This window comes from Streptomyces sp. NPDC019531 (assembly GCF_044903305.1).
Lineage (GTDB): Bacteria > Actinomycetota > Actinomycetes > Streptomycetales > Streptomycetaceae > Streptomyces.
In genome coordinates this window covers 13,056-36,061 of the sequence record NZ_JBJDQL010000041.1, presented here as the reverse complement: position 1 = coordinate 36,061, position 23,006 = coordinate 13,056, and the positions used below count along the sequence as shown (strand labels likewise).

Below are 23,006 nucleotides of genomic sequence, written 5' to 3'. Positions count from 1 at the left end.
GCTCGCGCCGTGGAGACCGGTGAAGACCTCGTCCCAGGCGCTCGCCGAGGACGGAGTGAGAGCTCGGCCCCAGGAAGGCACAGTTCACGCCAGCTCGTGATCGACATCACATCGTCCCGGTCGAACTCGCGAGCCTGTCTCCCATCTTGTCTGCGCCCGGCCCCCCTCCCCCCCCCACGATGCATTGGACACAGAACCACCTCATGTCGATATCACGACGCTTCCTCGCCCCTGTCGTTCTGCCGGCCGACCCCACCTGCTCCGTACTGCGCGACGCGGTGGTCGACGTAGGCCCCGACGGACGTATCGCCTACTGCGGCGCGGCCTCCGCGGCCCCCGCGATCCCTGACGACATCCCCCGCACCCACCTGTCCGGCATCCTCGCCCCCGGCCTGGTCAACACCCACGCGCACTCCCCGATGACGCTGCTGCGGGGCCTCGGCGGCGACCTCCCGCTGATGGCGTGGCTCCAGGACGCCATCTGGCCGGCCGAGGCCCGCATGCGGCCGCAGGACGCGCACGCGGGGATGGTCCTGGGCTGCGTCGAGATGCTCCGGTACGGCGTCACGACCAGCGCCGAGATGTACGCGCACGCCGAACAGGTGGTGGACGCGGCCCTGTTGGCGGGGAGCCGGGTCCTCGTCGCACCCGCCTACTTCGACCTGCCCGGGGGCGACTGGCGCGCCGACCTCGCCGCCATAGGCAAGTGGATCGACGCGGACGGCCTGCGCTTCGGCCCCGGCGAGCGCGTCGAGCTCTGCTACGGGCCGCACTCCGCCTACACCCTGCCGCCCGAGGCGCTGCAGGCGACGGCGGAAGAGGCCGCGCAGCGCGGGGCGTTGGTGCACATCCATGTCGCGGAGACCCTCGCCGAGGACGTCGCCCAGCGAGAGCGGCACGGCTCGGTGCCCCAACTGCTGTGCACCAGCGGTCTGTTGGACGGTCGTCTGCTGGCAGCCCATGCCGTGCACCTCTCCGACGACGACATCCGGCTGTTCGCGGAGTCGGGCACGGGTGTCGCCCACTGCCCCGGCTCCAACGCCAAGCTCGCCTCCGGTACGGCGTCCCTCCACGCCCTGCGCGCCGCGTCCGTGGCCGTCGGGCTCGGCACCGACGGCCCCGCGAGCAACGACGACCTCGACCTGTGGGAGGAGGCCCGGCTGGCGATGATGTTCTGCCGCCTCACCACGGGCGACCCTCTGGCCCTGACAGCCGCGGACGCCTTCCTCATGGCCACGTCGGGCGGCGCCGCGGCCCTGGGCCGGACGGACATCGGTGCGCTCCGTCCGGGAAACTGGGCCGACTTGATCCACGTCTCCGTGGACGGCCCCCACTTCGCCACCGGCCTGGACGTCGAGGACGGCCACCTCCTCGCCAACCTCATGTGGGCGGCCGGCTCCCGAGCGGTCACCGACGTCTGGGTCGCGGGCGAGCCCGTCGTGGAGAACGGCGAGACGGTCCGCGTCGACCGGGTCGCCGCACAGCGGGCCGCCGGCGAGGCGGCGGCCCGCGTGATCTGACGCGGGCCGCCGCCTCGCCGTGGCCCGGGGTGCTCCGGCCGCGAGCGTCACCCTTTCCGGGAAAGTGTGACGCTCGCGCGGAACCGCTACCCGGCCTCGGTGGATTCGTCGACAGCGTCCGCTCGAAGCAGAGCCCCACCTCGCACCGGACGGCTGCCGATCCGGCTGCCTACGCCTCCTTGTCCTCCCCCGCGGCCGTCCACCGCCAGTTGGGCCGCTCGTAAGCCACCTCGAACCCCAGCCGGAACATGTTGTGCAGGGACGAGTTGTGGGTCCCGGGCTCCTCCGTGCCGGTCTCGGCGATGAGCCATACGCACCCCAACTCCTGGGCCAGGCGGGCGCGGGCGGCCAGCAGGGCGGTCTGGCCGCCCCGGTTGCGGGCGTGAGGCAGGACGGCGCCGGCGAACATCTGGGCCGTCTCCCCGCGGACGAACATCGTGCCGGTGCCGACGAGTTCGCCGTCCAGCCAGGCGGCGAAGGGGTGCCACCCCGGTTGGGTCACCGTCCCGGTGGGCATCTCCGGGTAACGCTCCGGCGGCATGCCGAAGGCCCGCATCTGGACCCTCCCCCACTCCAGGGCCCGGTCGGCCGCCAGGGGCCCGACGCGGATCCCGTCGGGAGAGGTGTCCAGGGCGCGGGCCACGGCCTCGTCGACCGGGCACACGAGCTTCGACCAGGACGACTGCGCCACCAGGCCTTCCCGTGCGCAGATCTCCGCCCAGTCCTCGGGCAGGAGGGCCGGGGCGATCTGGAAGACGGCCTGCGGGGTCCCCTGCGCACGGTAGAAGTCGCAGACCTCGCCGATCAGTTCGGCGGTGACGGGTGCGGTGACACCGAAGCCGAGGGCCTTGCTCCAGAAGTGGGTGACATCGTTGTTCATCGACAGCACCACCCCGCCGCCCATCCGCGTGCCGCTCATACCGAGCGCGGTGCGGACGGTCTCGGGTGCCTCCGTCTGGAACCGGAAGAGCGCCTCCGCCTCCGAGAGTTCGGTTACGGACGGCAGAACGACTGTGTTCATGGTGCTGTTTCCCTCTCTCGTCACTTCTCCGCCTGCACGAAATCGACTATCGCCCGCGCGAAGACGTCCGGCTCCTCGATATGCCCGAAGTGCCCGCTGGTCTCCAGGATCAGCAGTTCCGACCCGGGGATCAGCCCGTGCAGCTCCTCGGCCCACCGCATCCCGCAGATGAAGTCGTGACGGCCTACGACGACGAGCGTGGGGACGGTCAGGGAGCCGAGTTCCGCGCGGTCGTCGATGACATGCGGGGTCAGGTCCTCCTCCAACCCCGAGATGTACGTGGCTCGCACAGCGGCACGCGCGGCGGCGAACTCCTCCTCCCGGCCCCAGTAGTCGGCGAAGTACGCGGGGAACAGCCCCTGCGCGACAGCCGTCATCCGCGCGTCGTCGGAGATGGCGGGGATGGCCTGGAACGCCGCCATGATCCCGGGGAGTTCGGGGTGCTCGGCGTGGCGCGCGGCGAACTCCTGCACCATGCGCACGGCTTCGGCACCGTGCTCGGGTCCGGTGAGCGGCGCACTCTCGTAGAGGATCACCCCGGCGAGACGCTCGGGGTGGTGCAGGGCGTGGTACTGGGCGACGAAACCGCCGTGCGAGTGCCCCAGGAGGTGCACCTCGGGGACGCCGAGGTGCTCGATCAGCCCGTCGAGGAACCGGCTGTAGCGGGACCGGGTGTAGCCGTGCGGGTGGGACGGCAGCCGGCCCGAGCCGCCGGAGCCGACCGGCTCCGGGTAGACGACGGTGAGGTGCCGCTCCAGCGCGGGCATGCGCAGGTACTCCCAGAGGATGCCCGGGCCGCCGGAGTGCGCGACGCACACCGGCCCGGTGCCGTGGACGTGGTAGCGCTGTACGACGCCGTCGATCTCGACGGTGTGCGTGCCCTCCGTCAAGGGGGCGGTCGCAGAGGTGGTCATGGGGTTTCTCCGTATCCGGCGGGTGTCGACTACACCGGCAGGACGCGGGGAGAAGGGCGAAGTTCGACCCGGACTGTGTGACGCCCGTCACGCCGGAAGGAGCAGGCGGGCGGCCAGGTAGGGCGTGGGATGGAACAGCCGCAGCCGGTGCACCCGGCCGGCGTCGTCCAGGGTCATGACCCAGGCCACCTCGGGCGGGCAGTGCTCGGGGTCGGTGGCCGGGTTGAGGATCTCCATCTCCCAGACGACGAGCGACCGTCCGGCCACGGCGTGCACGAGACGCTGCCGTACCCCGGCCTCGACGTCGCTGTCCATGGAGCGCACCAGGCGGTCCCGGCCGCCCACCGGGACCCCTCCCTTGAGCAGGGCGACCTCGGGGGACCAGCGCTCGGTGAGCAGCCTGCCGAAGTATCCGCTCTCGGCGGCGGCCAGCGTCTCATCCGCTTCGGTCCGGCTGGCGCGGGTGCGCCGCGAGACATCGTCGTGCGCGCTGTCCGCGGTGGCGGCGAGGGCCGCGGCGAGCTTGGCGCGGCCCTGGCTGAGCCGGCTGCGGACCGTGCCGACCGGGACTCCGCAGACGTCGGCCATCTGCTCGTAGGACGTGACGGTGTTGCTGAAGTGCCGTAGTACCAGGGGCAGTCGGAGGGCCGGCGTCAGCTCCTCGATGGCCTCCCAGATCCAGTCCCGCAGGGCGTGCTGTTCCAGCCGGTGTTCGGGTCCCGCGTCCGTGGCGGGTATGTCGAGGTCGTCGAGCGGCCGGGAGGGGACCGCGCCGCGCAGCAGGGAACGGCCGGCGTTGCGCACGATCATCCGCAGCCAGGGCCCCACGGCCGCCGGGTCGCGGACGTCGCCGATCCGGCGGAGCGCGGTCATGGACGCGTCCTGGACCACGTCGTCGGCGTCGGGCCCGGGTCCCAGGAGGCTCAGCGCCACCGCGCGCATCCCGGCCCGGTGCCGCTCCAGGAGCAGGCCCAGGGCGATGACGTCCCCGGCCTGCGCGGCCCGGGTGAGCGCCGCGTCCTCCAGGCGTGCCGCTTCGCCCGCGCTCCGGCTCATGGGGTCCTTCCTCCGTTGGTCGCCGCCGCCATCGTACTGACGAGGAATGGTCAGCCGGTCGGCAGCGGGTTTGGCGCATGATCCGCGCGATACGGCGGTCCCGTGACGTGCTTCCCCCACAAGGGTCTCCATTTTGTCGATCGATCCACTGAGAAGCCGTAGAAAGTCCTGTCGGCGGAGGGCACGGAGCAACCGGGCTCACCGCACCGAACCGAAGTGGGAGAAGAGCCATGACCGATCACGGTGCCGACCTGCTGATCCGAGCCGCCGCGGTGCACACGCTGGTGCCCGGCCAGGCCCCGCAGCGGGCCCTGGCGGTGCGGGGCGACCGTATCGCCGCCCTGTCGCCCGACCCGAACGGCCTCGACGCGTACGTCAGCGCGCGCACCGAGGTGCTCGATCTGCCGGAGGCCACGGTCCTGCCGGCGTTCGACGACACCCACACCCATCTGATCCTCGCCGGGTACAGCGCGCACGACGTGCCGGTCCACCAGGCCCGTGACATCCCGGAGTTCCTGGACCTGATCCGGGAGCGCGCCAGGAACACCCCCGAGGGCGAGTGGATCCGCACCACCACCAACTGGCAGGAACTCAACCTGGCGGAGCGCCGGATGCCCACGGCGGCGGAACTCGACGAGGCCACCGACCGGCACCCGGTGCTGGTCAAGCGCGGCGGTCACAACGACGTCGTCAACTCCTACGCGCTGCGCCTGGCCGGCATCACGGAGGATTCCCCGGTCCCGCCGGGCGGGGAGATCGGCCGCGACGCGGACGGCAGGCTCAACGGCCGGCTGATCGACAACGCGATGGGCCTGGTGGAGCGGCTCGTCCCCGCGGCGGACCGGGACGGCCGTATCGACGGTCTGCGGCTGGCCAGCGGCCAGTACGCGGCCACGGGCATCGGCACGGTCCGCGACTGCATGGTCCGCCCCGCCGACTACGACGTCCTGCTGGCCGCCCGCGAGGCGGGCGCCCTCAACACCCGGGTCCGCGCGCTGATTTCGGCGCTCGGCCTGTCCAGCACGGCCCAGGTGGAGGACCTCCTCGACACCATGGAGGAGTGGCGCTACGGCTCCGACCCGTGGCTCCAGGTCTGGGGTGTGAAGTTCGGCCTCGACGGCGGTCTGGAAGCGGGCGCCACCGAGGAGCCGTACGCCTGCGACCACGCCTTCTCCGGCACCCTGATCTGGGAGCCCGACGCCCTGGCCGAGGCCGTCGAGGCGGTCGTGCGGCGCGGCTGGCGGGTCGGCACGCACGCCTACGGCGACCGCGCGGTCCGTGTCCTCCTGGATGTCTACGAGCGTGTCCTGGCCAACGTCCCCGGGCTGCCCGCAGGCTCCCTCGTCATGGAGCACGGCGGTCTGGCCGGTCCCGAACAACGCGCCCGTGCCGCGAAGTTGGGCATCCCCGTCACCATCCAGCAGCCCCTCCTGCACGACACGGCCGAGGTCGAGGAGGGCTTCTGGGGCCCGGAGCGTGTCGCCGCGCTCTTCCCGGCCCGCGGCTGGCTCGACCAGGGCGCCCAGGTGTCGGCCGGTTCCGACTTCCCGGTGGGCCAGTTCGGCGCGATGCGCTCGGTCTGGGGCATGACCACCCGCCAGACCGTCATCGGCGTCAAGGGCCCCGAACACGCCATCTCCTACGACGAGGCGGTCGCCCTGCACACCACCAGCGCGGCCCGTCTGACGGGCGAGGAGCACCTGCGGGGCATTCTCGCGCCGGGCCGGCTGGCGGACTTCACGGTCTGGGACCAGGACCCCGGCCAGGCCCCGGCCGAGGCCCTGCGCGACCTCAACCCGACCCACACCCTTCTGGGCGGGCGGATCGTCCACGGCCCCGCCGGCCTGTGAGCACCGCCACAGTCAACTCGTCGAACTTTTCCGGGAGTTACCCCGTCCTGTCGGTCGAATCCGCCCCATCACCTCACCGAGCGGCGGGCCGCCGTGCGGGGAAGACCGAGGACGAACACGTGAACACACGAAGTACGCGACGGACGGGCCGAGTCGGCCGGCTCTCCGTCGCCTGCGGTCTCCTGGCCCTGACCACCGTCGCCACGACGGCCACGGCCGCGAGCGCCTCGCCCGTCGAGAACAGCACGGCGTACGTGGCGCTCGGCGACTCCACGGCCTCCGGGCCCGGGATCCCCGACCAGGAGGACCTCAACTGCGCCCGCTCGAACCGGAATTACCCCTCGCTCGTCGCGTCCGCACTCAATGTCCCACTGACGGACGTGAGTTGCTCGGCCGCGACGACCGCGCAGATGACGACGGCCCAGGGCACGGCACCCGCCCAGTTCTCCGCGCTGAAGCGGTCGACAAAGCTGGTCACCCTGAGCATCGGGGGCAACGACATCAACTTCACCTCGATCATCACGACCTGCGCGACACTGAGCGCGACGGACCCGGCCGGTGCGCCCTGCAAGGCCTCCTACAACGCGGGCGGCACCGACGGCGTCCAGGACGCGATCAACGAGACCGCGCCCAAGGTCGCCGAGGTGCTGCGGGGGATCAAGAAGCGGGCCCCGCACGCCCGGGTGCTGGTCGTCGGCTACCCGGACCTCTTCCCCGCCGACGGCGGCTCGTGCACCAGCCCCACCGCCCCGTTCGCCGCCGGTGACTTCGCCTGGATGCGGGACGGCGAGCTCGCGCTCAACGCGATGCTGGCGAAGCAGGCCCGCCGTGCCGGGGCCTCCTACGTCGACACCTACACACCGACCATCGGGCACGACATCTGCGCGCCCGTCGAGGACCGCTGGATCGAGGACATGGCCCCCGTGCACCCCGGCTATCCGATCCACCCGAACGCGGCGGGCCAGCAGGCGATCGCGGCGGCGGTCGAGCGGGAGCTCGGCCAGTAGGCAATCTCCGTAATACAGAGCGACGCCCAGCCCGGAACGCGGGCTGGGCGTCGTACGTCACGCCGGTGTGCCGACGTTCGCGGGTACGCCACGCCGGCCCGCCGGGCTGGTCCACGACTTCGGCGGCTTCGACCCCCTCTACTACCGGATGCGCTACGACACCCCGGACGCCTCACGACTGGCCAGGCGGCTGACTGCCGTACTGCCCTCCACCACGTATGTCTTCGAGCTCCAGGGCCGGGGCCTGGACCACGGCGCCCGGGTACCGCTCAAGGCGATGTACCCGGAGGCCGACATCCCGGTGCTCCAGCTGCGCCTGCCGACCTCGGCCCCGGCCCGGCTCCTCGGGCTGGGCGCACGGCTCCGCGCGCTGCGCGAGGAGGGCACCCTTGTCATCGGCTCGGGGTTCATGACCCACGGACTGCGCCATATCGACTGGTCCCGGCCCATCATGTGCCGGGCTGGTCGGCCGAGTTCGACCAGTGGGCCGCCGACGCGCCGGCCCGCGGGGACGTCGCCGAACTGGAGCGGTACCGCAGCAACGCCCCCGGCCTCGGCTGCGCCCATCCGACCGTGGAGCACTTCATCCCGCTCTTCACCACCCTGGGCGCCGCCTCCGACCCGACCGCACTGGTCACGAGCGTCATCGACGGCTTCGTCATGGGTCTGGCGCCAAGCAGCCCTTTCAGACGACCTGATCCAGGCCGCGGTCGAGGAGTACGGCCCGCCTCGGCGTCCGGGTGTCCTGATCTGTTCGGAGAAACGGGCAGGGAAACGGAAAGGCCTCGGAACGACAACGGGCACCGGTCTCCCGAATCGATCAGCCCTCCACCGCATTATCCAGCGGCTCCCCCCTCCGGGAAACGGGCACATTCGGTCACGAGACGCTCTACGACGAACCTGGTCAGTAGTCGCAATTGCCTTGTAGAAATTGGGCCACTGAAGCCCGAACGGGCCGGGCTTCGGGAAACAACCGCCGCGTGCACAACGCGCTGAGCCGTAAAACGGAGGTGTCGCTGTGGACGCCGATGAACGAAGACGCGGAATTCTGGAGACGGCACGCCGTTCCGGAACCGTGGACGTCGGAGAGATAGCGGCCGACCTCGGGGTCTCCAAGGAGACCGTGAGACGCGATCTGAACCTACTGGAGAGGCACGGCCTGGTCCGCCGTACCCATGGCGGTGCCCATCCCGTGGAGAGCGCGGGCTTCGAGACCACGCTCGCCTTCCGTACCACCGAGCACGTCCCCGAGAAGGCCCGGATCGCGGCCGCCGCGGCTGAACTGCTCGGGGACGCCGAGACCGTCTTCGTCGACGAGGGCTACACACCGCAGCTCATCGCCGCCGCACTCCCCCGCGACCGGCCACTGACCGTGGTCACCTCCTCGCTGGCCACCGCAGGCGATCTGGCTTCCGCCGAGAGCATCACCGTGCTCCTGCTCGGCGGCCGGGTGCGCGGCGGAACGCTGGCCACGGTCGACCACTGGGCGACCCGCATGCTGTCCGGCTTCGTCATCGACCTGGCGTACGTCGGCGCGAACGGCATCTCACGCGAGTTCGGACTCACCACCCCAGACCCCGCGGTCAGTGAGGTCAAGACGCAGGTCCTCAAGGCCGCCAGGCGCCGCGTCTTCTCCGGAGTCCATACCAAATTCGGTGCCGTGAGCTTCTGCCGGTTCGCGGACGTCACGGAATTCGAGGCGATCGTCACAGACACCGGGCTGCCCGCTTCCGAAGCACACCGCTACTCGCTGCTGGGCCCCGACGTCATCCGGGTCTGAGCCGCAATTCATCCCCCTGTCCCGGCCCCGGAAGTCCGGGCCCTGGTTTCCCCGCTTCCCGAACGTCCCCTGGAGTCAGTCATGCGTACCCGAAGAATGATCCATGTTCTCGCCACGGCCACGGCCGCGGGATCACTGCTGGTCGCCTGCAGCGGTGCCGGCGGCACGTCGTCCTCCGGCGGCGACGCAAAGAGCATCAACGTGCTGATGGTCGGCAACCCGCAGATGGAGGACATCCAGAAACTCACGAAGGACACGTTCACCAAGGACACCGGTATCAAGGTGAACTTCACGATCCTTCCCGAGAACGAGCTGCGCGACAAGGTGACCCAGGACGTCGCCACCCAGGCCGGCCAGTACGACGTCGCCACCATCGGCGCCTACGAGATCCCCATCTGGCAGAAGAACGGCTGGCTGCACGAACTCAGCTCCTACGCCGACAAGGACACCGGCTTCGACGCGGCCGACCTGCTCAAGCCGGTGGTCACGTCCCTGTCCGGCTCCGACGGCAAGCTGTACGCCCTGCCGTTCTACAGCGAGTCCTCCTTCCTGATGTACAACAAGGACGTCATGGCGGCCAAGGGCGTCACGGTGCCCGAGCACCCGACCTGGCAGCAGATCGCCGACATCGCGGCCAAGGTCGACGGCGCGGAGCCGGGCATGCGGGGCATCTGCCTGCGCGGTCTGGCCGGCTGGGGCGAGCTGGGGGCTCCGTTGACGACCATGGTCAACACCTTCGGCGGCACCTGGTTCACCAAGGACTGGAAGGCCGAGGTCAACAGCGCGGCCTTCAAGAAGGCGACGAACTTCTACGTCGACCTGGTCAAGCAGCACGGCGAAGCGGGAGCGGCGCAGGCCGGCTTCACCGAGTGCCTGAACGCCATGAGCCAGAAGAAGGTCGCGATGTGGTACGACGCGACCAGCGCGGCCGGTTCGCTGGAGGACCCCAGCTCCAGCAAGATCGCCGGCCATGTCGGCTACGCCTACGCTCCGACCGTCGAGACCAAGAGCAGCGGCTGGCTGTGGAGCTGGGCCTGGGCCATGCCCAAGACCACGAAGAACGCCGACGCCGCCTCGAAGTTCATGCTCTGGGCCTCCGGCAAGGACTACGAGAAGCTGGTCGGCGAGAAGCTCGGCTGGTCGCGGGTCCCGGCCGGCAAGCGGGCCAGCACGTACGAGATCCCGGAGTACCAGAAGGCCGCCGCAGCCTTCGGTGACATCACCCTGAAGTCCATCGAGGGATCCGACCCGGCGAACCCGGGCGTCCAGCCCCGGCCGACCGTCGGTGTCCAGTACGTGGCGATCCCCGAGTTCCAGGACCTGGGAACCAAGGTCACCCAGGAGATCTCCGCCGCCATCGCCGGCAAGACCAGCGTGGACAAGGCACTCGACGACGGCCAGAAGCTCGCCGAGGACGTCGCCAAGAACTACCAGTGACCCTCCCGAACCGCCCGGCCGGCTCCCCCCGGCCGGGCACCACTTCCCCACCCCGGCGGTAACCGGCAGAGGAACACTCCATGACCACGCTCACCGCTCCCCCCAGGACAGCACCCCCGCCCATCCGCCGACGCACGTCCTCCGGCTCCGGAAAGTGGCGGCGCCGCATCCCGCTGCTGCCGGCCCTGGTCTTCACCATCGTCGTCACCCAGCTTCCCTTCGTGGCCACGATCGTCATCTCCACCCTCCAGTGGAACGTCCTCAAGCCGGGCGAGAGGCACTTCGTCGGCCTGTCCAACTTCAAGTTCGTCTTCACCGACGAGCGGCTGCGCACCGCGGTGCTCAACACCGTCGTCCTGACCGCGTCGGTGGTGCTGATCAGCGTGGTCCTCGGCCTCGGCCTGGCGATGCTGCTCGACCGCCGGTTCCTCGGCCGCGGTCTGGCGCGCACGATGCTCATCGCGCCGTTCCTCGTCATGCCGGTCGCGGCGGCACTGCTGTGGAAGCACGCCCTCTACAACCCGGACTACGGCCTGCTCAACGGCACCCTGAACGCCCTCTACCGCCTCTTCGGAGCGGAGAACGGCCCCACGATCGACTGGGTGTCCACCTACCCCATGCCCGCCGTCGTGCTGTCGCTGGTCTGGCAGTGGACGCCGTTCATGATGCTGATCCTGCTGGCCGGACTACAGGCGCAGCCCGGTGACGTCCTGGAAGCGGCCCGCATGGACGGAGCGTCGGCCCTGCAGACCTTCCGCCACATCACCCTGCCGCATCTGCGCCAGTACATCGAGCTGGGCGTCCTGCTCGGCACGATCTACGTCGTGCAGACCTTCGACGCGGTCTACACCATCACCCAGGGCGGACCCGGTTCCCAGACGACCAACCTGCCCTACGAGATCTACCTGACCATGTTCCGCAAGTACGAGTACGGCCAGGCGGCCGCGGCCGGCGTGGTCGTCGTACTCGGCTCGATCGTGATCGCGACGTTCGCGCTGCGCACCATCGCGTCGCTGTTCCGCGAGGAGGTGTCCCGATGACCGCCCACGTGACAGCCAACGCGCCCGGCGCGAGGCTCAGGAAGCTCGTCCGCCGCCCTGACGACCAAGGCGGTGCGCCGCGGTTGTCGCCGCTGTGGACCTTCGTCGCCTGGCTCGCCACGCTGGCGTTCTTCGCGCCGGTGGCGTGGATGGTGCTGACCTCCTTCCATCAGGAGGCGGACGCGGCGACCAACCCGCCGACCCCCTTCGCCTCCCTCACCTTCGACCAGTACAAGCTGCTGTTCAGCCGGGACATCACGCCGTTCCTCCTCAACTCGGCCATGGCGAGCGTGATTTCGACGCTGCTGGTGCTCGCTCTGGCGGTGCCGGCGGCCTACGCGCTCTCCATCAAGCCGGTCACGAAGTGGACCGACGTGATGTTCTTCTTCCTGTCCACCAAGTTCCTGCCGGCCATCGCGGCCCTGCTGCCCGTGTACCTGATCGTCAAGGACGCCGGAATGCTGGACAACGTGTGGACGCTGATCGTCCTCTACACCGCCATGAACCTGCCGATCGCGGTGTGGATGATGCGCTCCTTCCTGGCCGAGGTGCCCAAGGAGATCCTGGAGGCCGCCGAGGTCGACGGCGCGGGCCTGCTCACCGTGCTGTGGCGGGTCGTCGCCCCGGTCGCCATGCCCGGACTCGCCGCGACCTCGCTGATCTGCTTCATCTTCAGCTGGAACGAGTTCATGTTCGCCGTCAACCTGACCGCGACCAACGCCTCGACCGCGCCGGTCTTCCTCGTCGGCTTCATCACCAGCGAAGGCCTCTTCCTCGCCCGGCTCTGCGCCGCCGCCACGCTCGTGTCCCTGCCGGTCCTCATCGCCGGTTTCGCCGCCCAGGACAAACTGGTCCGCGGCCTGTCCCTAGGAGCAGTCAAGTGAGAGCCGCCGTCATCGAAGCCCCTGGCAAGGTCACCGTCACCACGGTGCCGGACCCCACCCCCGGGCCGCGCGACGTCGTCATCGACGTGGCGGCCTGCGGACTGTGCGGGACCGATCTGCACATCCTGCAGGGCGAGTTCGCACCCACCCTTCCGGTCGTCCCGGGCCACGAGTTCGCCGGGGAGGTCGTCGGTCTCGGCAGCGAGGTCACCGAACTCGCCCTCGGCGACCGGGTCGCCGTGGACCCCTCGCTGTACTGCAACGAGTGCCGCTCCTGCCGGGCCGGACGCAACAACCTCTGCGACCGCTGGCAGGCGATCGGAGTGACCCGGGCCGGCGGCGCCGCCGAGTACGCCGTGGCGCCCGTCGCCAACTGCGTACGGCTGCCGGACCACGTGGACGTCCAGGACGCGGCCCTGATCGAGCCCCTGTCCTGCGCGGTGCGCGGCTACGACGTCCTCAACAGCAGGCTCGGCTCCCATGTGCTGATCTACGGCAGCGGAACCATGGGGCTGATGATGCTCGAACTCGCCAAGCGCACCGGCGCCGCCTCGATCGACGTCGTCGACGTCAACCCGGAGCGGCTGGCCACCGCCGAGAAGCTCGGCTGCTCCCAAGCCGCCCTGTCCGCCGAGGAGTTGGGGCGGCCTGGCGGCTGGGACGTGGTGGTCGACGCCACCGGCAACGCCGCCGCCATCCAGGACGGTCTGGAGCGGGTCGCCAAAGCGGGAACGTTCCTGCAGTTCGGGGTCTCCGACTACGCGACGACGGCCACCATCTCGCCGTACCGGATCTACAACCAGGAGATCACCATCACCGGCTCCATGGCGGTCCTGCACAGCTACGAACGCGCTGCGGAACTCTTCGCCACCGGGGTGCTCGACCCGCAGGTGTTCATCAGCCACCGGCTGCCGCTGACGGAGTACCCACAGGCGCTGGAGCAGTTCGCGACCGGAAAGGGACGCAAGATCATCGTGCTGCCCTGACTCCGGACCACGATGCAGTGCCTGTGACACAGTCGCTGCAACACGGTCCCGGCGACACCGGCAGGACCTCTGAGGCGGGCAACGGCCCCAGCCGCTCGGCGTGTTCCCGCACCACGGAGATCAGCTCGCCGTTCGGCTGGGCGCCCCGTGTCGGCGGGCCGGACAGGGCGAGGCCACCGACCAGCCTGTCGATGACGGGGTGGCGTACGGCGACGGCGAGGCAGCTCCGGTCCGAGCGCAACTGGCCGATCCGGCGGGCGAGACCGGTCTCAGCGACTTGCTTGAGTTCCGCGGCGAGTTCCGCGTCGTCGGTGACCATGTGCTCGGTGAAGCGGCGCAGGTCGTGTGCGACGGCGTGCCGGTGAGCCTGAGCGGCCGGCAGGAGCTTGCCGAGCGCCGAGGCGTGCGGGTAGCGGGCGAGGAGGGCTTCCTCAGAGGGTGGGTGGCCGGGGTCCGGGTCGGTCAGCAGCAGGCGGTCGCCGGTGAAGGTCGCCAGGTGGACACCCCAGCGGGTCAGGGTGCGCAGGTGGTCCAGGACGGCGCGGCGGCAAGCGGCACCATGACCGCGAACGCCGGGAGATCCTCGCGAAGGTCCAGCTCGTTGCGACCATGCGGAAACTCGTCAACAATAACGCGACCTGACAGAAGCCGGATCACGAGAACCTAGGCAGGGAATATGCGCCGGTACGGGCGGCCCGGCTTCGGGCAGACCTCACGGCAGTCGCGCGATGCCCCGCAGGAATCGGCGAGGCGGTGTACGCGTTCACTGCCAGGCTTGCACAGTGTCGCGGCGCAGATGCTCGTCCTGGTGGCGGCCCTGGTGCTGTTGCTCGTCGCCGCCGCGGCGACGGCGCTGGTGTGGCAGGCTCGGCGCGACAACGAGGACAAGGCTCTTGTTCGGGTGATGGCCATCGCCGAGACCTTCGCCCAGTCCCCTGAGACCGTCGCGGCTCTGCGTTCCACCGACCCGACCGCATCGCTGCAGCCGCTCGTCGAGGACCTGGCGCCGCGGACTGGCGTCACCTACATCATCGTGTCGAGCCTGACCGGGATCCGACTCGCCCATACCAACCCTGACCTGGTCGGAGGCCGCTTTCTCGGCCCCGTCGGACCTGCATTGGCGGGTCGCACCGTCACGGAGACCCTCACCGGGCCCTCGGGCCGGAACATCCGCGCGATTGTGCCCGTCACCGACGCCCGCGGTTCGGTCCTCGGCGTAGTCGCTGTGGGTATCCCCGTCCAGGAAGTGGCCCGACAGGTCAACCAGGCCCTGCCGGTCCTGCTGGGGGGCACCGCCGGCGCGCTCGCCCTCGCCGCCGGGGGAGTCGCGCTGGTGGCCCGGCGGCTGCGGCAACAGACGCGGGGCCTGGGCCCGGTCGAGATCACCCGCATGTATGAGCACCACGACGCAGTCCTGCACGCCGTCCGGGAGGGCGTGCTCATCGTGGGAGGCGACCGTCGCCTGCTGCTCGCGAACGACGAGGCGTGTCGACTGCTCGCACTGCCTCCGGACGCGGAGGGACGCCCCGTCACCGACCTCGACCTGGGCCCCGAGATGGAGCGGCTGCTGGTCTCGGGGCGCGTCGCCACGGACGAAGTGCACCTGGCCGGGGACCGACTGCTCGCCGTCAACCAACGGCCCGCGGCCTGGCCCGGAGGGCCTCCCGGCAGTGTGGCGACGCTGCGGGACACCAGCGAGCTGCGGGCGCTCGCCAGCGAGCTGGACTCCGTACGCGGCTTCGCCGAGGCGCTGCGGTCGCAGGCCCACGAGGCGGCGAACCGCCTCCACACCGTCGTCTCGCTCATCGAACTGGGCCGTGTGGACGAGGCGACGGAGTTCGCCACCTCCGAACTGGAACTGGCGCAGGCGCTCACGGACCAGGTGGTCGGGGCGGTCGCCGAGCCCGTCTTGGCGGCGCTGCTGATAGGCAAGACGGCGCAGGCGAACGAGCGCGGGGTGGAGCTGGTGCTGGCCCCGGACAGCCGGATCGACGGCGTGCTGCCGGACTCGCTCCCGACCCGCGACCTGGTGACCGTCCTGGGCAACCTGATCGACAACGCCGTGGACGCGGCCCAGAGCACCGCCCGCCCGCGAGTGACGGTGGCGGCCTGGGCGGCCGACGGCGAGCTGACGCTGCGGGTGGCGGACTCGGGGCCGGGCGTAGACCCGGCGGCCGCGGAGGAGGTGTTCCGGCGCGGCTGGAGCACGAAGGCCGCGAAGGCGCCCGGAGGAGTTGGGCGCGGGCTCGGGCTCGCGCTGGTCAGCCAGGCCGTACGGCGCAACGGCGGCACGATCGAGGTCGGCCGGGCAGCCGAGGGTGGCGCAGAGTTCACCGTACGGCTGCCGCTGCGGTCGGAGGTACGCTCATGACGACGCGCTCCCCGCAGCCCCCGGCGATTCGCGTCCTCGTCGTCGAGGACGACCCCGTCGCGGCGGACGCGCACCGGAGGTACGTCGAGCGGGTGCCCGGCTTCATCCTCGCCGGATCCGCTCCGTGCTCTCTACCGTGAGCCGTGCCGAGATCCGCGCCGTCAGCGTCTCCTCGGCGGCCCGCAGCGATGCGCCCACGATCCGGTTGCATCGCCCCGGGGTGGGGGGCTCGATGTTCTGTCAATCCCCTCGCAGGGTGGAGACGATCTATGCGGCCAGTCCCTCGGCGAGGGTGGCTCGGTAGTCACGTTCGTAGTCGATCGGGCTCTTGAACCCGCACACACTGTGTAGCCGGCTGGCGTTGTAGAAGTCGGCGATCCTGATGGCGATCTTGATGCGGGCTTCGGTGCGGGTACGGAAGGTGTGGCGGTGGACGTACTCGACCTTCAGCACGCTGTTGAACGCCTCGCTCACGGCGTTATCAAAACAAGATCCAACTCTGCCCATGGACTGGACAATGCCGAGCTTTCGGCAGGCCTGCTTGAACCGCCGAGAGCAATACTGGGCGAGTTCAATCCGTCGTTGCAACACCGGGCTGTTGGCTTGAGCGTAGCTGCTGCTCGAAGACTTCGGCCGGGGTTCGCCAGCCGAGGACCTTGCGGGGCCGGTTGTTGAGCGCCAGGGCGGCGGCCTCGAGGTCCTCGGCGGACCATCGGGACAGGTCGGTGCCCTTCGGGAAGTACTGACGCAGGAGTCCGTTCGTGTTCCCTTCCCTGCATCATGCAAGCGCTTTCCGAATCGTGGCCGCCAGGAGAACTTACGGGAGTCTCACCACCTGTGCTGCGTAGGCGAGTCCTGCTCCGAAACCCACCAACAGCGCGGTGTCTCCTGGCCGAACCGTTCCCCGGGAGCGTAGCGCCTCCAGGGCGAGCGGGATTGAGGCGGCCGAAGTGTTCCCCATGTCCTCGATGTCCTTCGCGACGACGGTGCGTTCGCCGAGGCCGAGGGACCGGGCCGCGGAATCCACGATGCGTACGTTCGCCTGGTGCGGGACGAACGCGGCGAGATCGGCCGGCTTGACTCCCGCCGCCTGCAGGGCTTTCCGCCCAAGGTCGGGGACGACCCGTGTCGCCCAGCGGAACACCTCGGGCCCCGCCATCCGCATCACGGGCCAGTTCCGTGTCTCCCGAGCGCGGAGCCAGCTGTGCTCATGTGCGATGAGCCGGTCTCCGGTGCCGTCGGAGCCCCACACCGTCGGCCCGATACCGGGCTCGTCGGCTGGGCCGACGACCACCGCCCCCGCCCCGTCCCCGAAGAGGAACGCCGTGGACCGGTCGGCCGGGTCGATCAGATCGCTCATCCGCTCCGCTCCGACCACAACGACGTGGCGGGTCGTGCCGGAGCGGACAGCGCAGTCGGCGAGCGCCAGGGCGTGGCAGAACCCGGCGCAGGCGGCGCCGATGTCCACGGCCGCCGCGGCGTCGGCGCCGATGGCGTGTGCGACGCGGGGCGCGGCCGGCGGCGACTGCTCCAGGTGGGACATCGTGGCGAGCAGCAGGAGGCCGACGGCGGAGGGGGAGACGCCCGCCTCCGCTAGGGCTTTGACTGCCGCCGCGGCCCCCATGGAGACGACCGTCTCGCTCGGCCCGGCGAAGCGCCGGGTGACGATCCCGGAGCGGCGGCGGATCCAGGCGTCGTCGGAATCGAGACGGGCGCATACCTCGTCGTTGTCCACGACACGGGCCGGGCGGCACGCCCCGATACCCAGGATTCGGGAGCCCGCCGCACCCGTGGGCCCGCGCAGGCCGGTCATCGCCGGCCCGCCGAGGCGGCCGCGAGGTCGGTCAGGTCGCCGGCCTCGTACAGGCCGCGGCACGCGCGGCGCTGCACTTTGCCGCTGGAGGTCTTCGGTATCGCGCCCCGGCGTACCAGGAGCACCGTGTCGGCTGTGAGGCCGTGATGCTCTCGGATCGCACGTGCCACGCGTTCACGCAGACCCTCGGTTCCTTCGGCGCGCATCGCCCGGCCGTCGGTCTCAACCACGATCACGAAGCGCTCCCTGTCGTCGTCCGCGACGGCGAACGCGGCGGCGCAGTTGGGGTGCAGGCCGGCTGCGGACGCCTCCGCGGACAGTTCGATGTCGTGCGGGTAGTAGTTCCGCCCCTGATGGATGATCAGGTCCTTCAGACGGCCGGCGACGTGCAGTTCGCCTGCGTGCAGGAAGCCGAGGTCCCCGGTGCGCAAGTAGGTCCGGCCGTCCTCGGGTCGCCCTGCGGCGTCCTTCACGCGCGCACGGAAGGTCTCCTCGCTCGCCACTGGTAGTCCTCGGTAACCCGCCGCCACGCACGGCCCGTTGATCCAGATCTCGCCGATGGTCCCCGGCGCGCAGGGGCGCGACGTGTCGGGGTCGACGATCCGTACCAAAGTTCCGGCGACGGCATGGCCGCTACTGGTGATGGGGACCGCTCCGGGGATTCGCGCGTCGACGAGCTCCGCGCGGCCTTCGCGCAGCGCCGTCGCGGACAGCCACACGGCGGTCGGCTCGCGGTCTTGGTCGCTGCCGGTGGCCTTGAGGGTGTTCTCTGCGAGTCCGTAGCCCGGGCACATGGCCTCGGCCCGGAATCCGTGCGGGGCGAACGCCTCGGTGAACTGCCGGATCGCGTGCCAGCGCACGGGCTCGGCCCCGTTGGCCGCGACACGCCACGACGACAGGTCGCCGACCTGGCCCGTCCTGTTGTCGGCCGCCTCTCGCGCGCACAGTTCGTACGCGAAGCTGGGTGCCGCGGCGTGGGTGCCCCGGAATCGGGCGATGGCCTCCAGCCAGCGGAGCGGCCTGCGGATGAAGGAGGCGGGTGTCATCAGGTACGAGGGGATGCCCGCCCACAGCGGCATGACCACGCCGAACAACATGCCCATGTCGTGGAAGAGCGGCAGCCAGTTGACGACGGTGCCGTCGGGCCGGCACGGCCACAGCGCGTCCGTCTCAGCCGCGTTGGCGAGGAAGTTGGCATGCGTGACGACGACGCCCTGGGGATCGCCGGTGGAGCCGGAGGTGTACTGGAGCAGGGCCACGTCGTCGGGGGCCGGGGCGGTGGCCGGTACGCCGGTCACCGCGTTCTGCGGCATTGCGGGGGCAAGTTCGGCCGTGTCGAGGACCGTCAGCCCGAGGACGTCCTCCAGGTCGCCGAACCTGCTCTCCAGGTCGCGCAGGACGGACGTCTCGGTGAGCATGACCGTGGTGCCGGCTTTCCGCGCGATACGGCGGATCCGCTCCACGTCCTTGATGCGGCGTGGGGCTTGGACGGGCGCCGCCTCGACCTTGGCCTGCATGCACCCCAGCAGCGTCCGGATGAACTCCAGGCCCGACGGGTACATCAGCACCGCGCTGTGCCCGCTCAGTCCTCTGGCCGCGAGCAGCTGGGCCCGCGTGTCCGCCGCGTCGGCCAGCTCCGCGTAGGTGAGGGACTCCTGGGGTTCCTCACCGTTGTGCAGGAACACGTAGGCGGTGTCGTCGGGTTGCCGCTGTGCGCGCAGTCGCAGCAGATCGATCAAAGTCGGTGCGTCCTCGCCCGCGTGGGCGTGATTGAGGGCAGTGGGCATGGGTCAGTTCTCCTCGTACCGGAGCCGCCGCGGCCGTTCGGTCGTCAGGCGCTTCTCCTTCAGGGCGGTCACTTCGGAATGAAGGCGTGCGTGGTTCCCATGCCGCCGAGATCGGGGGTCGCCGCGTCGGTGTGCTGGGTCTGCCGCAAGCAGCTGCGCAGCAGTGCCGCTGCGTCGGCGTGTCCGATGTGGTCGAGCGGCATGGCCAGGCACATGGCGGTGGCGTATGGGTGCGCGACGCCTTTGCCCACGATGTCGGGCGCGCTGCCGTGTACCGGCTCGAACAGGGCGAAGCCGGTCTCCGGGCAGATACTGGCGCTGTACGCGAGACCGAGCCCGCCCATCAGGGCGGCACCGATGTCGCTGATGATGTCGCCGAACGGACTGGGCGCGCGAGAACGCCTTCATAGGCGGAGACATCGCGCACCAGGTGACAGCAGAACGCGTCAATGTACTCCTTGGCCCCGGTCAGCTCGGGGGCCTGGGCGAGTTCGGCGCGGAACACCTCCTGCCATAGACGTCCGGTGTGGGGTACAACGTTCGCCTTGTGGACGAGCGTCACCTTGCGGCGCCCCGCCTCCCGCAGGTCGCGCAGACAGTGGCGTACGAACCGCTCGACGGTGTCGCAGGTGTAGACGCACTCGTCCATGGCTACGCTCGTCCGGCCCTGGCCGCCCACCGCGCCGCCGACCTGGCTGTACAGGCCCTGCGTGTTCTCGCGGTACAGATCGACGGTGCCGTGGTCCAGATGCAGCGGGCGGCGGTTGACGTACCGGTCGACCTGTGCGGCCAGGGAGAGGTGGTCCTGGAAGAAATAGCAGCTGTCGGGGCTGTCGAGGCCGGCCTCGACACCGAACTCCCGGCGGAACATCCCGGCGGCCATGGGCGCGACGTACTCGTGCGAGAACCGAACATCGGCCGCCAGGAAGTAGGACTCCCCCACCCGGACGCTCGCCACGTCCGGCAGCGGGTTGCGCGGGGCGAGGTGACTCTGGACGATTTTCTCCACGATGTCCAAAGGACGCGTGTCGTCGAAGGCAGTGTCGACATCCGCGCGGTCCTTCCCCTGCCCCGTGTGCCGGTTGAATCCGAACAGGCCGCCCAGGTCGATGGGCGCGCGTTCGATGCCGGTGGCTCGCCGGGTGACGGCTTCCAGCGGCAGTTCCTCGCCAGCCAGGAGCGCGTCGAGAAGCGGGAAGTCGTCGCCTGAGGATGCCCACGTTGCGGCAGTTCTGCTGGTAGATGCGCTCGAAGGAGCGGGCGAAGACAACTTCGACACCCGCGTGCTTCTCGGCATAGACGGCGTATCCTCGGAGGATCGGAGGATCCGCAGCCCTTGGCATCGCCGCTGACAGTGATCTGCGGGGCGAACCTCTTCACCGCCCCCTCTCCGAACCCCCGGGTGCTTGAGGCCGAGATAGGCGTAATCGCCGAGTTTCTTGTCGTACCAGTAGCAGCACCAACAGGGGATGATCTCGTCGGTGGAGATGTTGCCGCGCAGCGGTTCGGTCAGCAGCTGGGCCGGGGCGCGCTCGCACGTCCCGTCCAGCTGGGCGGCGACCGCGGCGGGGTCCTCGGTCAGCACGAGCACGTTGCCGGTCAGCCGCACGGTGCGCTGCGCTCCATGGCCCGTCATCTCACTGAGCTGTCGCAATGATCTGCCTTATCTGTGCGTCGGTGAGCGGGCCACGGTCGGCCTTCGCCTTGTCGAGGACGGCCTTGACCACAGCATCGTCGCCGCGGTCGAAGCCGTGGGTGGTCAGCCAGTACCGGACGTTGTTGGCCCCGGACGCCTCGTCGACGAGCACGTACTGCTCACGTCCGAGCAGGGAGGCGGGGGCGCTCGAGTACACGACGTCCTTGAGAAGCGTGTCGCCCTTCTTGTGGGCCTTGAGGATCGCGGGGGCGTGGACACCCGCTGTGGGTCTCGAGGCCCCAGATGCGCTGCTCGGGGTCGAGCATGGTGTCGTCGTGGCCGTCGGAGGACTCCAGCTCGACCGACAGGCAGTGCGCGACGACCTCGTCACCGGGCTTCCAGGCATTGATGCCGGGGCCGGTGCGCAGGACGATGCCAGCGAGGTCGGAGCCCATGATGTGGTATGGCAGGTCGTGGCGCCTGGTCAGCTCGGAGCGCTTCAAGGGGCAGGTGTCGCCGGACGAGAGGATTGCCTCGCAGATAGCGTGCGTCATCGGCCGCCTCCCGTGGACCGGAAGAGTTCGATGCGGTCGGACCCTATGCGCTCGCGCGCCGCCGGGTCGGTGATGCCCAGGCCCGGTTCAGGGGCCAGGCAGAGCACGCCGACTTTGCCGATGTGCCGGTTGGTCTGGACGCTGCGCGCCGCCTCGGCCACTTCGTCCAGGCCGTAGACGGCCGAGAGGGCGGGCACGACGCGGCCTTGCTGGATGAGGCGGTTCGTCTCCCACTGCTCCTGGAGGTTGGCGCCGTGGCTGCCGATGATGCGCTTCAGCTTCATCCACAGGTAGCGGTTGTCGAACTGGTGCTGGTAGCCGGTGCTGGAACCGCAGGTGACGACGGTTCCGCCGCGCCGTGCGAGGAAAACGGACGCCGCGAAGGTGGCCTTGCCGACATGCTCGAAGACGATGTGCGGGTCCTCGCCGACGGCCTTGCGGATGGCCTTGCCCAGGCGTTTCCAGCCGTCGGGCCGTTGCAGGCTGCCGGGATCGCCCTGCTCGATCTCGGTACGGTCGATCGCGACTTCGCAGCCGAGTTTGCGCACGGTCTCCGCCTTCTCGGCGGTACTCACCACGCCGACAGCGGTGCCGCCGCCGTTGCGCACGAGCTGCAGGGCGTAGCTGCCGAGGCCGCCGCTCGCACCCCAGATCAGGACGATGTCGCCCTGTTTCATGCGGGCACCGCGGTCGCTGACGAGCATGCGGTAGGCGGTGCCCGCGCACAGTGGGTTGCTGGCGGCCTCCTCCCACGTCAAGTGGGCGGGTTTGGGCAGGAGTTGGCTGGCGCGGGCCACTGCGTAGTCGGCCAGGCCGCCGAAGTTGGTCTCGAAGCCCCAGGCGCGCTGGTCCTCGCCCATCATGCCGTCGGCGTGGCTGGCGGGTTCCTGGTCGTTGATGTGAGCCGTGGCCACCACCACATGGTCACCGGGCTTCCAGTGCTGCACAGCGGAGCCGACGCGTACCACGACGCCGGACGCGTCGGAGCCGAGGACGTGGTAGGGCCGGTCGTGGCGGGTGTGCCAACCGCCCTGTGCCGCCAGATGCTTGAGGAACCCGAACGTCGGGAGCGGCTCGAACATGGCGGACCAGACGGTGTTGTAGTTGATGGCGCTGGCCATGACCGCGATCAGCGCCTCGTCCGGGGCGATCTCGGGCATCGGCACCTGACCTACGTGCAGGGACTTTCGGACGTCCTTGTCCTGGTCCTGCACTCCAGCGAACATGTCGGTGTCCTGCACGCGGATGTGCGCGGCGCGGTACGTCTTGGGTGGCGCGCTGCGGACCAGTTCGTCGGCCGGTCCGGTGGTCGACGCCGTCTCGGTGAGGTTCGTCATCGTGTCTGTGGTG

At 70.2% G+C, this 23,006-nt stretch carries 22 protein-coding genes and 3 pseudogenes; 11 read left to right on the top strand and 14 right to left on the bottom strand.

Annotated elements, in window-relative coordinates; genetic code table 11:
- The first annotated feature begins 203 nt into the window (after positions 1 to 203).
- The gene (locus ACI2L1_RS34625; RefSeq protein WP_404743371.1) at positions 204 to 1,520 is read left to right on the top strand and encodes an amidohydrolase family protein; all 1,317 of its coding nucleotides are present in this window, start codon (positions 204 to 206) and stop codon (positions 1,518 to 1,520) included.
- Positions 1,521 to 1,689: 169 nt separating this feature from the next.
- Here ACI2L1_RS34625 and ACI2L1_RS34620 read toward each other — a convergent pair whose 3' ends face one another.
- From ACI2L1_RS34620 to ACI2L1_RS34610, 3 genes are all read right to left on the bottom strand, one after another.
- Complete coding sequence (locus ACI2L1_RS34620) at positions 1,690 to 2,541, bottom strand: GNAT family N-acetyltransferase (RefSeq protein ID WP_404743370.1); 852 nt, start codon at positions 2,539 to 2,541, stop codon at positions 1,690 to 1,692.
- A 20-nt stretch (positions 2,542 to 2,561) separates the two neighbouring features.
- Positions 2,562 to 3,455 (bottom strand): alpha/beta fold hydrolase, encoded by an 894-nt coding sequence (locus ACI2L1_RS34615; protein WP_404743369.1) that lies wholly within the window; start codon positions 3,453 to 3,455, stop codon positions 2,562 to 2,564.
- A gap of 87 nt (positions 3,456 to 3,542) precedes the next feature.
- On the bottom strand, positions 3,543 to 4,511 hold the full coding sequence (locus ACI2L1_RS34610) for an RNA polymerase sigma factor (RefSeq protein WP_404743368.1): 969 nt from the start codon (positions 4,509 to 4,511) through the stop codon (positions 3,543 to 3,545).
- A 230-nt stretch (positions 4,512 to 4,741) separates the two neighbouring features.
- On the opposite strand from ACI2L1_RS34610, the gene ACI2L1_RS34605 reads away from it, so the two are divergent.
- The 3 genes and pseudogenes from ACI2L1_RS34605 to ACI2L1_RS34595 all read left to right on the top strand — a co-directional run.
- The gene (locus tag ACI2L1_RS34605; protein ID WP_404743367.1) at positions 4,742 to 6,361 is read left to right on the top strand and encodes an amidohydrolase; all 1,620 of its coding nucleotides are present in this window, start codon (positions 4,742 to 4,744) and stop codon (positions 6,359 to 6,361) included.
- Positions 6,362 to 6,480: 119 nt separating this feature from the next.
- Positions 6,481 to 7,368 carry an SGNH/GDSL hydrolase family protein gene (locus ACI2L1_RS34600; protein ID WP_404743366.1) on the top strand — a complete coding sequence of 296 codons (888 nt, stop codon included), beginning with the start codon at positions 6,481 to 6,483 and terminating at the stop codon, positions 7,366 to 7,368.
- 148 nt (positions 7,369 to 7,516) lie between these two features.
- Positions 7,517 to 7,735, top strand: a pseudogene (locus ACI2L1_RS34595) (dioxygenase); the annotation flags it as partial.
- An 82-nt stretch (positions 7,736 to 7,817) separates the two neighbouring features.
- On the opposite strand, the gene ACI2L1_RS34590 reads toward ACI2L1_RS34595, so the two are convergent.
- On the bottom strand, positions 7,818 to 8,015 hold the full coding sequence (locus tag ACI2L1_RS34590; protein WP_404743428.1) for a hypothetical protein: 198 nt from the start codon (positions 8,013 to 8,015) through the stop codon (positions 7,818 to 7,820).
- 371 nt (positions 8,016 to 8,386) lie between these two features.
- On the opposite strand from ACI2L1_RS34590, the gene ACI2L1_RS34585 reads away from it, so the two are divergent.
- The 5 genes from ACI2L1_RS34585 to ACI2L1_RS34565 all read left to right on the top strand — a co-directional run bounded on the left by ACI2L1_RS34585 (position 8,387) and on the right by ACI2L1_RS34565 (position 13,495).
- Entirely contained in the window at positions 8,387 to 9,148 is a 762-nt protein-coding gene (locus ACI2L1_RS34585) for a DeoR/GlpR family DNA-binding transcription regulator (protein ID WP_404743365.1), read from the top strand.
- 81 nt (positions 9,149 to 9,229) lie between these two features.
- Positions 9,230 to 10,585 (top strand): ABC transporter substrate-binding protein, encoded by a 1,356-nt coding sequence (locus ACI2L1_RS34580; RefSeq protein WP_404743364.1) that lies wholly within the window; start codon positions 9,230 to 9,232, stop codon positions 10,583 to 10,585.
- Positions 10,586 to 10,665: 80 nt separating this feature from the next.
- A complete protein-coding gene (locus ACI2L1_RS34575; RefSeq protein ID WP_404743363.1) occupies positions 10,666 to 11,625 on the top strand; it encodes a carbohydrate ABC transporter permease in 960 nt (319 codons plus the stop codon).
- Positions 11,622 to 12,509 carry a carbohydrate ABC transporter permease gene (locus ACI2L1_RS34570; RefSeq protein WP_404743362.1) on the top strand — a complete coding sequence of 296 codons (888 nt, stop codon included), beginning with the start codon at positions 11,622 to 11,624 and terminating at the stop codon, positions 12,507 to 12,509. The genes ACI2L1_RS34575 and ACI2L1_RS34570 overlap by 4 nt, the downstream gene beginning before the upstream one ends.
- Positions 12,506 to 13,495: a zinc-dependent alcohol dehydrogenase family protein gene (locus ACI2L1_RS34565; RefSeq protein WP_404743361.1), complete on the top strand. Its 990-nt coding sequence runs from the start codon at positions 12,506 to 12,508 to the stop codon at positions 13,493 to 13,495. Before ACI2L1_RS34570 ends, ACI2L1_RS34565 begins: the two co-directional genes overlap by 4 nt.
- On the opposite strand, the gene ACI2L1_RS34560 is transcribed toward ACI2L1_RS34565, so the two are convergent.
- Positions 13,479 to 13,961, bottom strand: coding sequence for an IclR family transcriptional regulator C-terminal domain-containing protein (locus ACI2L1_RS34560; RefSeq protein WP_404743426.1), 483 nt, complete (start codon positions 13,959 to 13,961; stop codon positions 13,479 to 13,481). The genes ACI2L1_RS34565 and ACI2L1_RS34560 overlap by 17 nt on opposite strands.
- Positions 13,962 to 14,270: 309 nt before the next feature.
- Between ACI2L1_RS34560 and ACI2L1_RS34555 the strand changes: the two genes are divergently transcribed.
- Positions 14,271 to 15,866, top strand: coding sequence for an ATP-binding protein (locus ACI2L1_RS34555; RefSeq protein WP_404743360.1), 1,596 nt, complete (start codon positions 14,271 to 14,273; stop codon positions 15,864 to 15,866).
- Entirely contained in the window at positions 15,863 to 16,006 is a 144-nt protein-coding gene (locus ACI2L1_RS34550; RefSeq protein WP_404743359.1) for a hypothetical protein, read from the top strand. Before ACI2L1_RS34555 ends, ACI2L1_RS34550 begins: the two co-directional genes overlap by 4 nt.
- A 127-nt stretch (positions 16,007 to 16,133) precedes the next feature.
- On the opposite strand, the gene ACI2L1_RS34545 is transcribed toward ACI2L1_RS34550, so the two are convergent.
- From ACI2L1_RS34545 to ccrA, 9 genes and pseudogenes are all read right to left on the bottom strand, one after another.
- Positions 16,134 to 16,457 (bottom strand): integrase core domain-containing protein, encoded by a 324-nt coding sequence (locus ACI2L1_RS34545; protein WP_404743358.1) that lies wholly within the window; start codon positions 16,455 to 16,457, stop codon positions 16,134 to 16,136.
- Positions 16,438 to 16,632: pseudogene (locus tag ACI2L1_RS34540) on the bottom strand (IS30 family transposase); the annotation flags it as partial. The pseudogene ACI2L1_RS34540 and the gene ACI2L1_RS34545, both read right to left, overlap by 20 nt.
- Positions 16,633 to 16,683: 51 nt before the next feature.
- Positions 16,684 to 17,679, bottom strand: a complete 996-nt coding sequence (locus tag ACI2L1_RS34535; protein ID WP_404743357.1) for a beta-ketoacyl-ACP synthase 3 — start codon at positions 17,677 to 17,679, stop codon at positions 16,684 to 16,686.
- A complete protein-coding gene (locus tag ACI2L1_RS34530; protein ID WP_404743356.1) occupies positions 17,676 to 19,466 on the bottom strand; it encodes a fatty acyl-AMP ligase in 1,791 nt (596 codons plus the stop codon). The genes ACI2L1_RS34535 and ACI2L1_RS34530 overlap by 4 nt, the downstream gene beginning before the upstream one ends.
- A 68-nt stretch (positions 19,467 to 19,534) precedes the next feature.
- The gene (locus tag ACI2L1_RS34525; RefSeq protein WP_404743355.1) at positions 19,535 to 19,810 is read right to left on the bottom strand and encodes an isocitrate/isopropylmalate family dehydrogenase; all 276 of its coding nucleotides are present in this window, start codon (positions 19,808 to 19,810) and stop codon (positions 19,535 to 19,537) included.
- The gene (locus ACI2L1_RS34520) at positions 19,810 to 21,102 is read right to left on the bottom strand and encodes an isocitrate/isopropylmalate family dehydrogenase (RefSeq protein ID WP_404743354.1); all 1,293 of its coding nucleotides are present in this window, start codon (positions 21,100 to 21,102) and stop codon (positions 19,810 to 19,812) included. Before ACI2L1_RS34520 ends, ACI2L1_RS34525 begins: the two co-directional genes overlap by 1 nt.
- A gap of 1 nt (position 21,103) precedes the next feature.
- Positions 21,104 to 21,319 carry a hypothetical protein gene (locus ACI2L1_RS34515; RefSeq protein ID WP_404743353.1) on the bottom strand — a complete coding sequence of 72 codons (216 nt, stop codon included), beginning with the start codon at positions 21,317 to 21,319 and terminating at the stop codon, positions 21,104 to 21,106.
- 61 nt (positions 21,320 to 21,380) lie between these two features.
- Positions 21,381 to 21,596 (bottom strand): annotated as a pseudogene (locus tag ACI2L1_RS34510) (alcohol dehydrogenase catalytic domain-containing protein); the annotation flags it as partial.
- 56 nt (positions 21,597 to 21,652) lie between these two features.
- Positions 21,653 to 22,993, bottom strand: coding sequence for a crotonyl-CoA carboxylase/reductase (gene ccrA / locus ACI2L1_RS34505; protein ID WP_404743352.1), 1,341 nt, complete (start codon positions 22,991 to 22,993; stop codon positions 21,653 to 21,655).
- Positions 22,994 to 23,006: the final 13 nt, after the last annotated feature.

Excerpts from the sequence above, each read along its gene's own strand:
- ACI2L1_RS34625 (WP_404743371.1), top strand. The coding sequence starts at position 204 with ATGTCGATATCACGACGCTTCCTCGCCCCTGTCGTTCTGCCGGCCGAC.
- ACI2L1_RS34620 (WP_404743370.1), bottom strand. The coding sequence starts at position 2,541 with ATGAACACAGTCGTTCTGCCGTCCGTAACCGAACTCTCGGAGGCGGAG.
- ACI2L1_RS34615 (WP_404743369.1), bottom strand. The coding sequence starts at position 3,455 with ATGACCACCTCTGCGACCGCCCCCTTGACGGAGGGCACGCACACCGTC.
- ACI2L1_RS34610 (WP_404743368.1), bottom strand. The coding sequence starts at position 4,511 with ATGAGCCGGAGCGCGGGCGAAGCGGCACGCCTGGAGGACGCGGCGCTC.
- ACI2L1_RS34605 (WP_404743367.1), top strand. The coding sequence starts at position 4,742 with ATGACCGATCACGGTGCCGACCTGCTGATCCGAGCCGCCGCGGTGCAC.
- ACI2L1_RS34590 (WP_404743428.1), bottom strand. The coding sequence starts at position 8,015 with ATGACGCTCGTGACCAGTGCGGTCGGGTCGGAGGCGGCGCCCAGGGTG.
- ACI2L1_RS34580 (WP_404743364.1), top strand. The coding sequence starts at position 9,230 with ATGCGTACCCGAAGAATGATCCATGTTCTCGCCACGGCCACGGCCGCG.
- ACI2L1_RS34575 (WP_404743363.1), top strand. The coding sequence starts at position 10,666 with ATGACCACGCTCACCGCTCCCCCCAGGACAGCACCCCCGCCCATCCGC.
- ACI2L1_RS34570 (WP_404743362.1), top strand. The coding sequence starts at position 11,622 with ATGACCGCCCACGTGACAGCCAACGCGCCCGGCGCGAGGCTCAGGAAG.
- ACI2L1_RS34550 (WP_404743359.1), top strand. The coding sequence starts at position 15,863 with ATGACGACGCGCTCCCCGCAGCCCCCGGCGATTCGCGTCCTCGTCGTC.
- ACI2L1_RS34535 (WP_404743357.1), bottom strand. The coding sequence starts at position 17,679 with ATGACCGGCCTGCGCGGGCCCACGGGTGCGGCGGGCTCCCGAATCCTG.
- ACI2L1_RS34530 (WP_404743356.1), bottom strand. The coding sequence starts at position 19,466 with ATGCCCACTGCCCTCAATCACGCCCACGCGGGCGAGGACGCACCGACT.
- ACI2L1_RS34525 (WP_404743355.1), bottom strand. The coding sequence starts at position 19,810 with ATGGGCGGGCTCGGTCTCGCGTACAGCGCCAGTATCTGCCCGGAGACC.
- ACI2L1_RS34520 (WP_404743354.1), bottom strand. The coding sequence starts at position 21,102 with ATGACGGGCCATGGAGCGCAGCGCACCGTGCGGCTGACCGGCAACGTG.
- ccrA (WP_404743352.1), bottom strand. The coding sequence starts at position 22,993 with ATGACGAACCTCACCGAGACGGCGTCGACCACCGGACCGGCCGACGAA.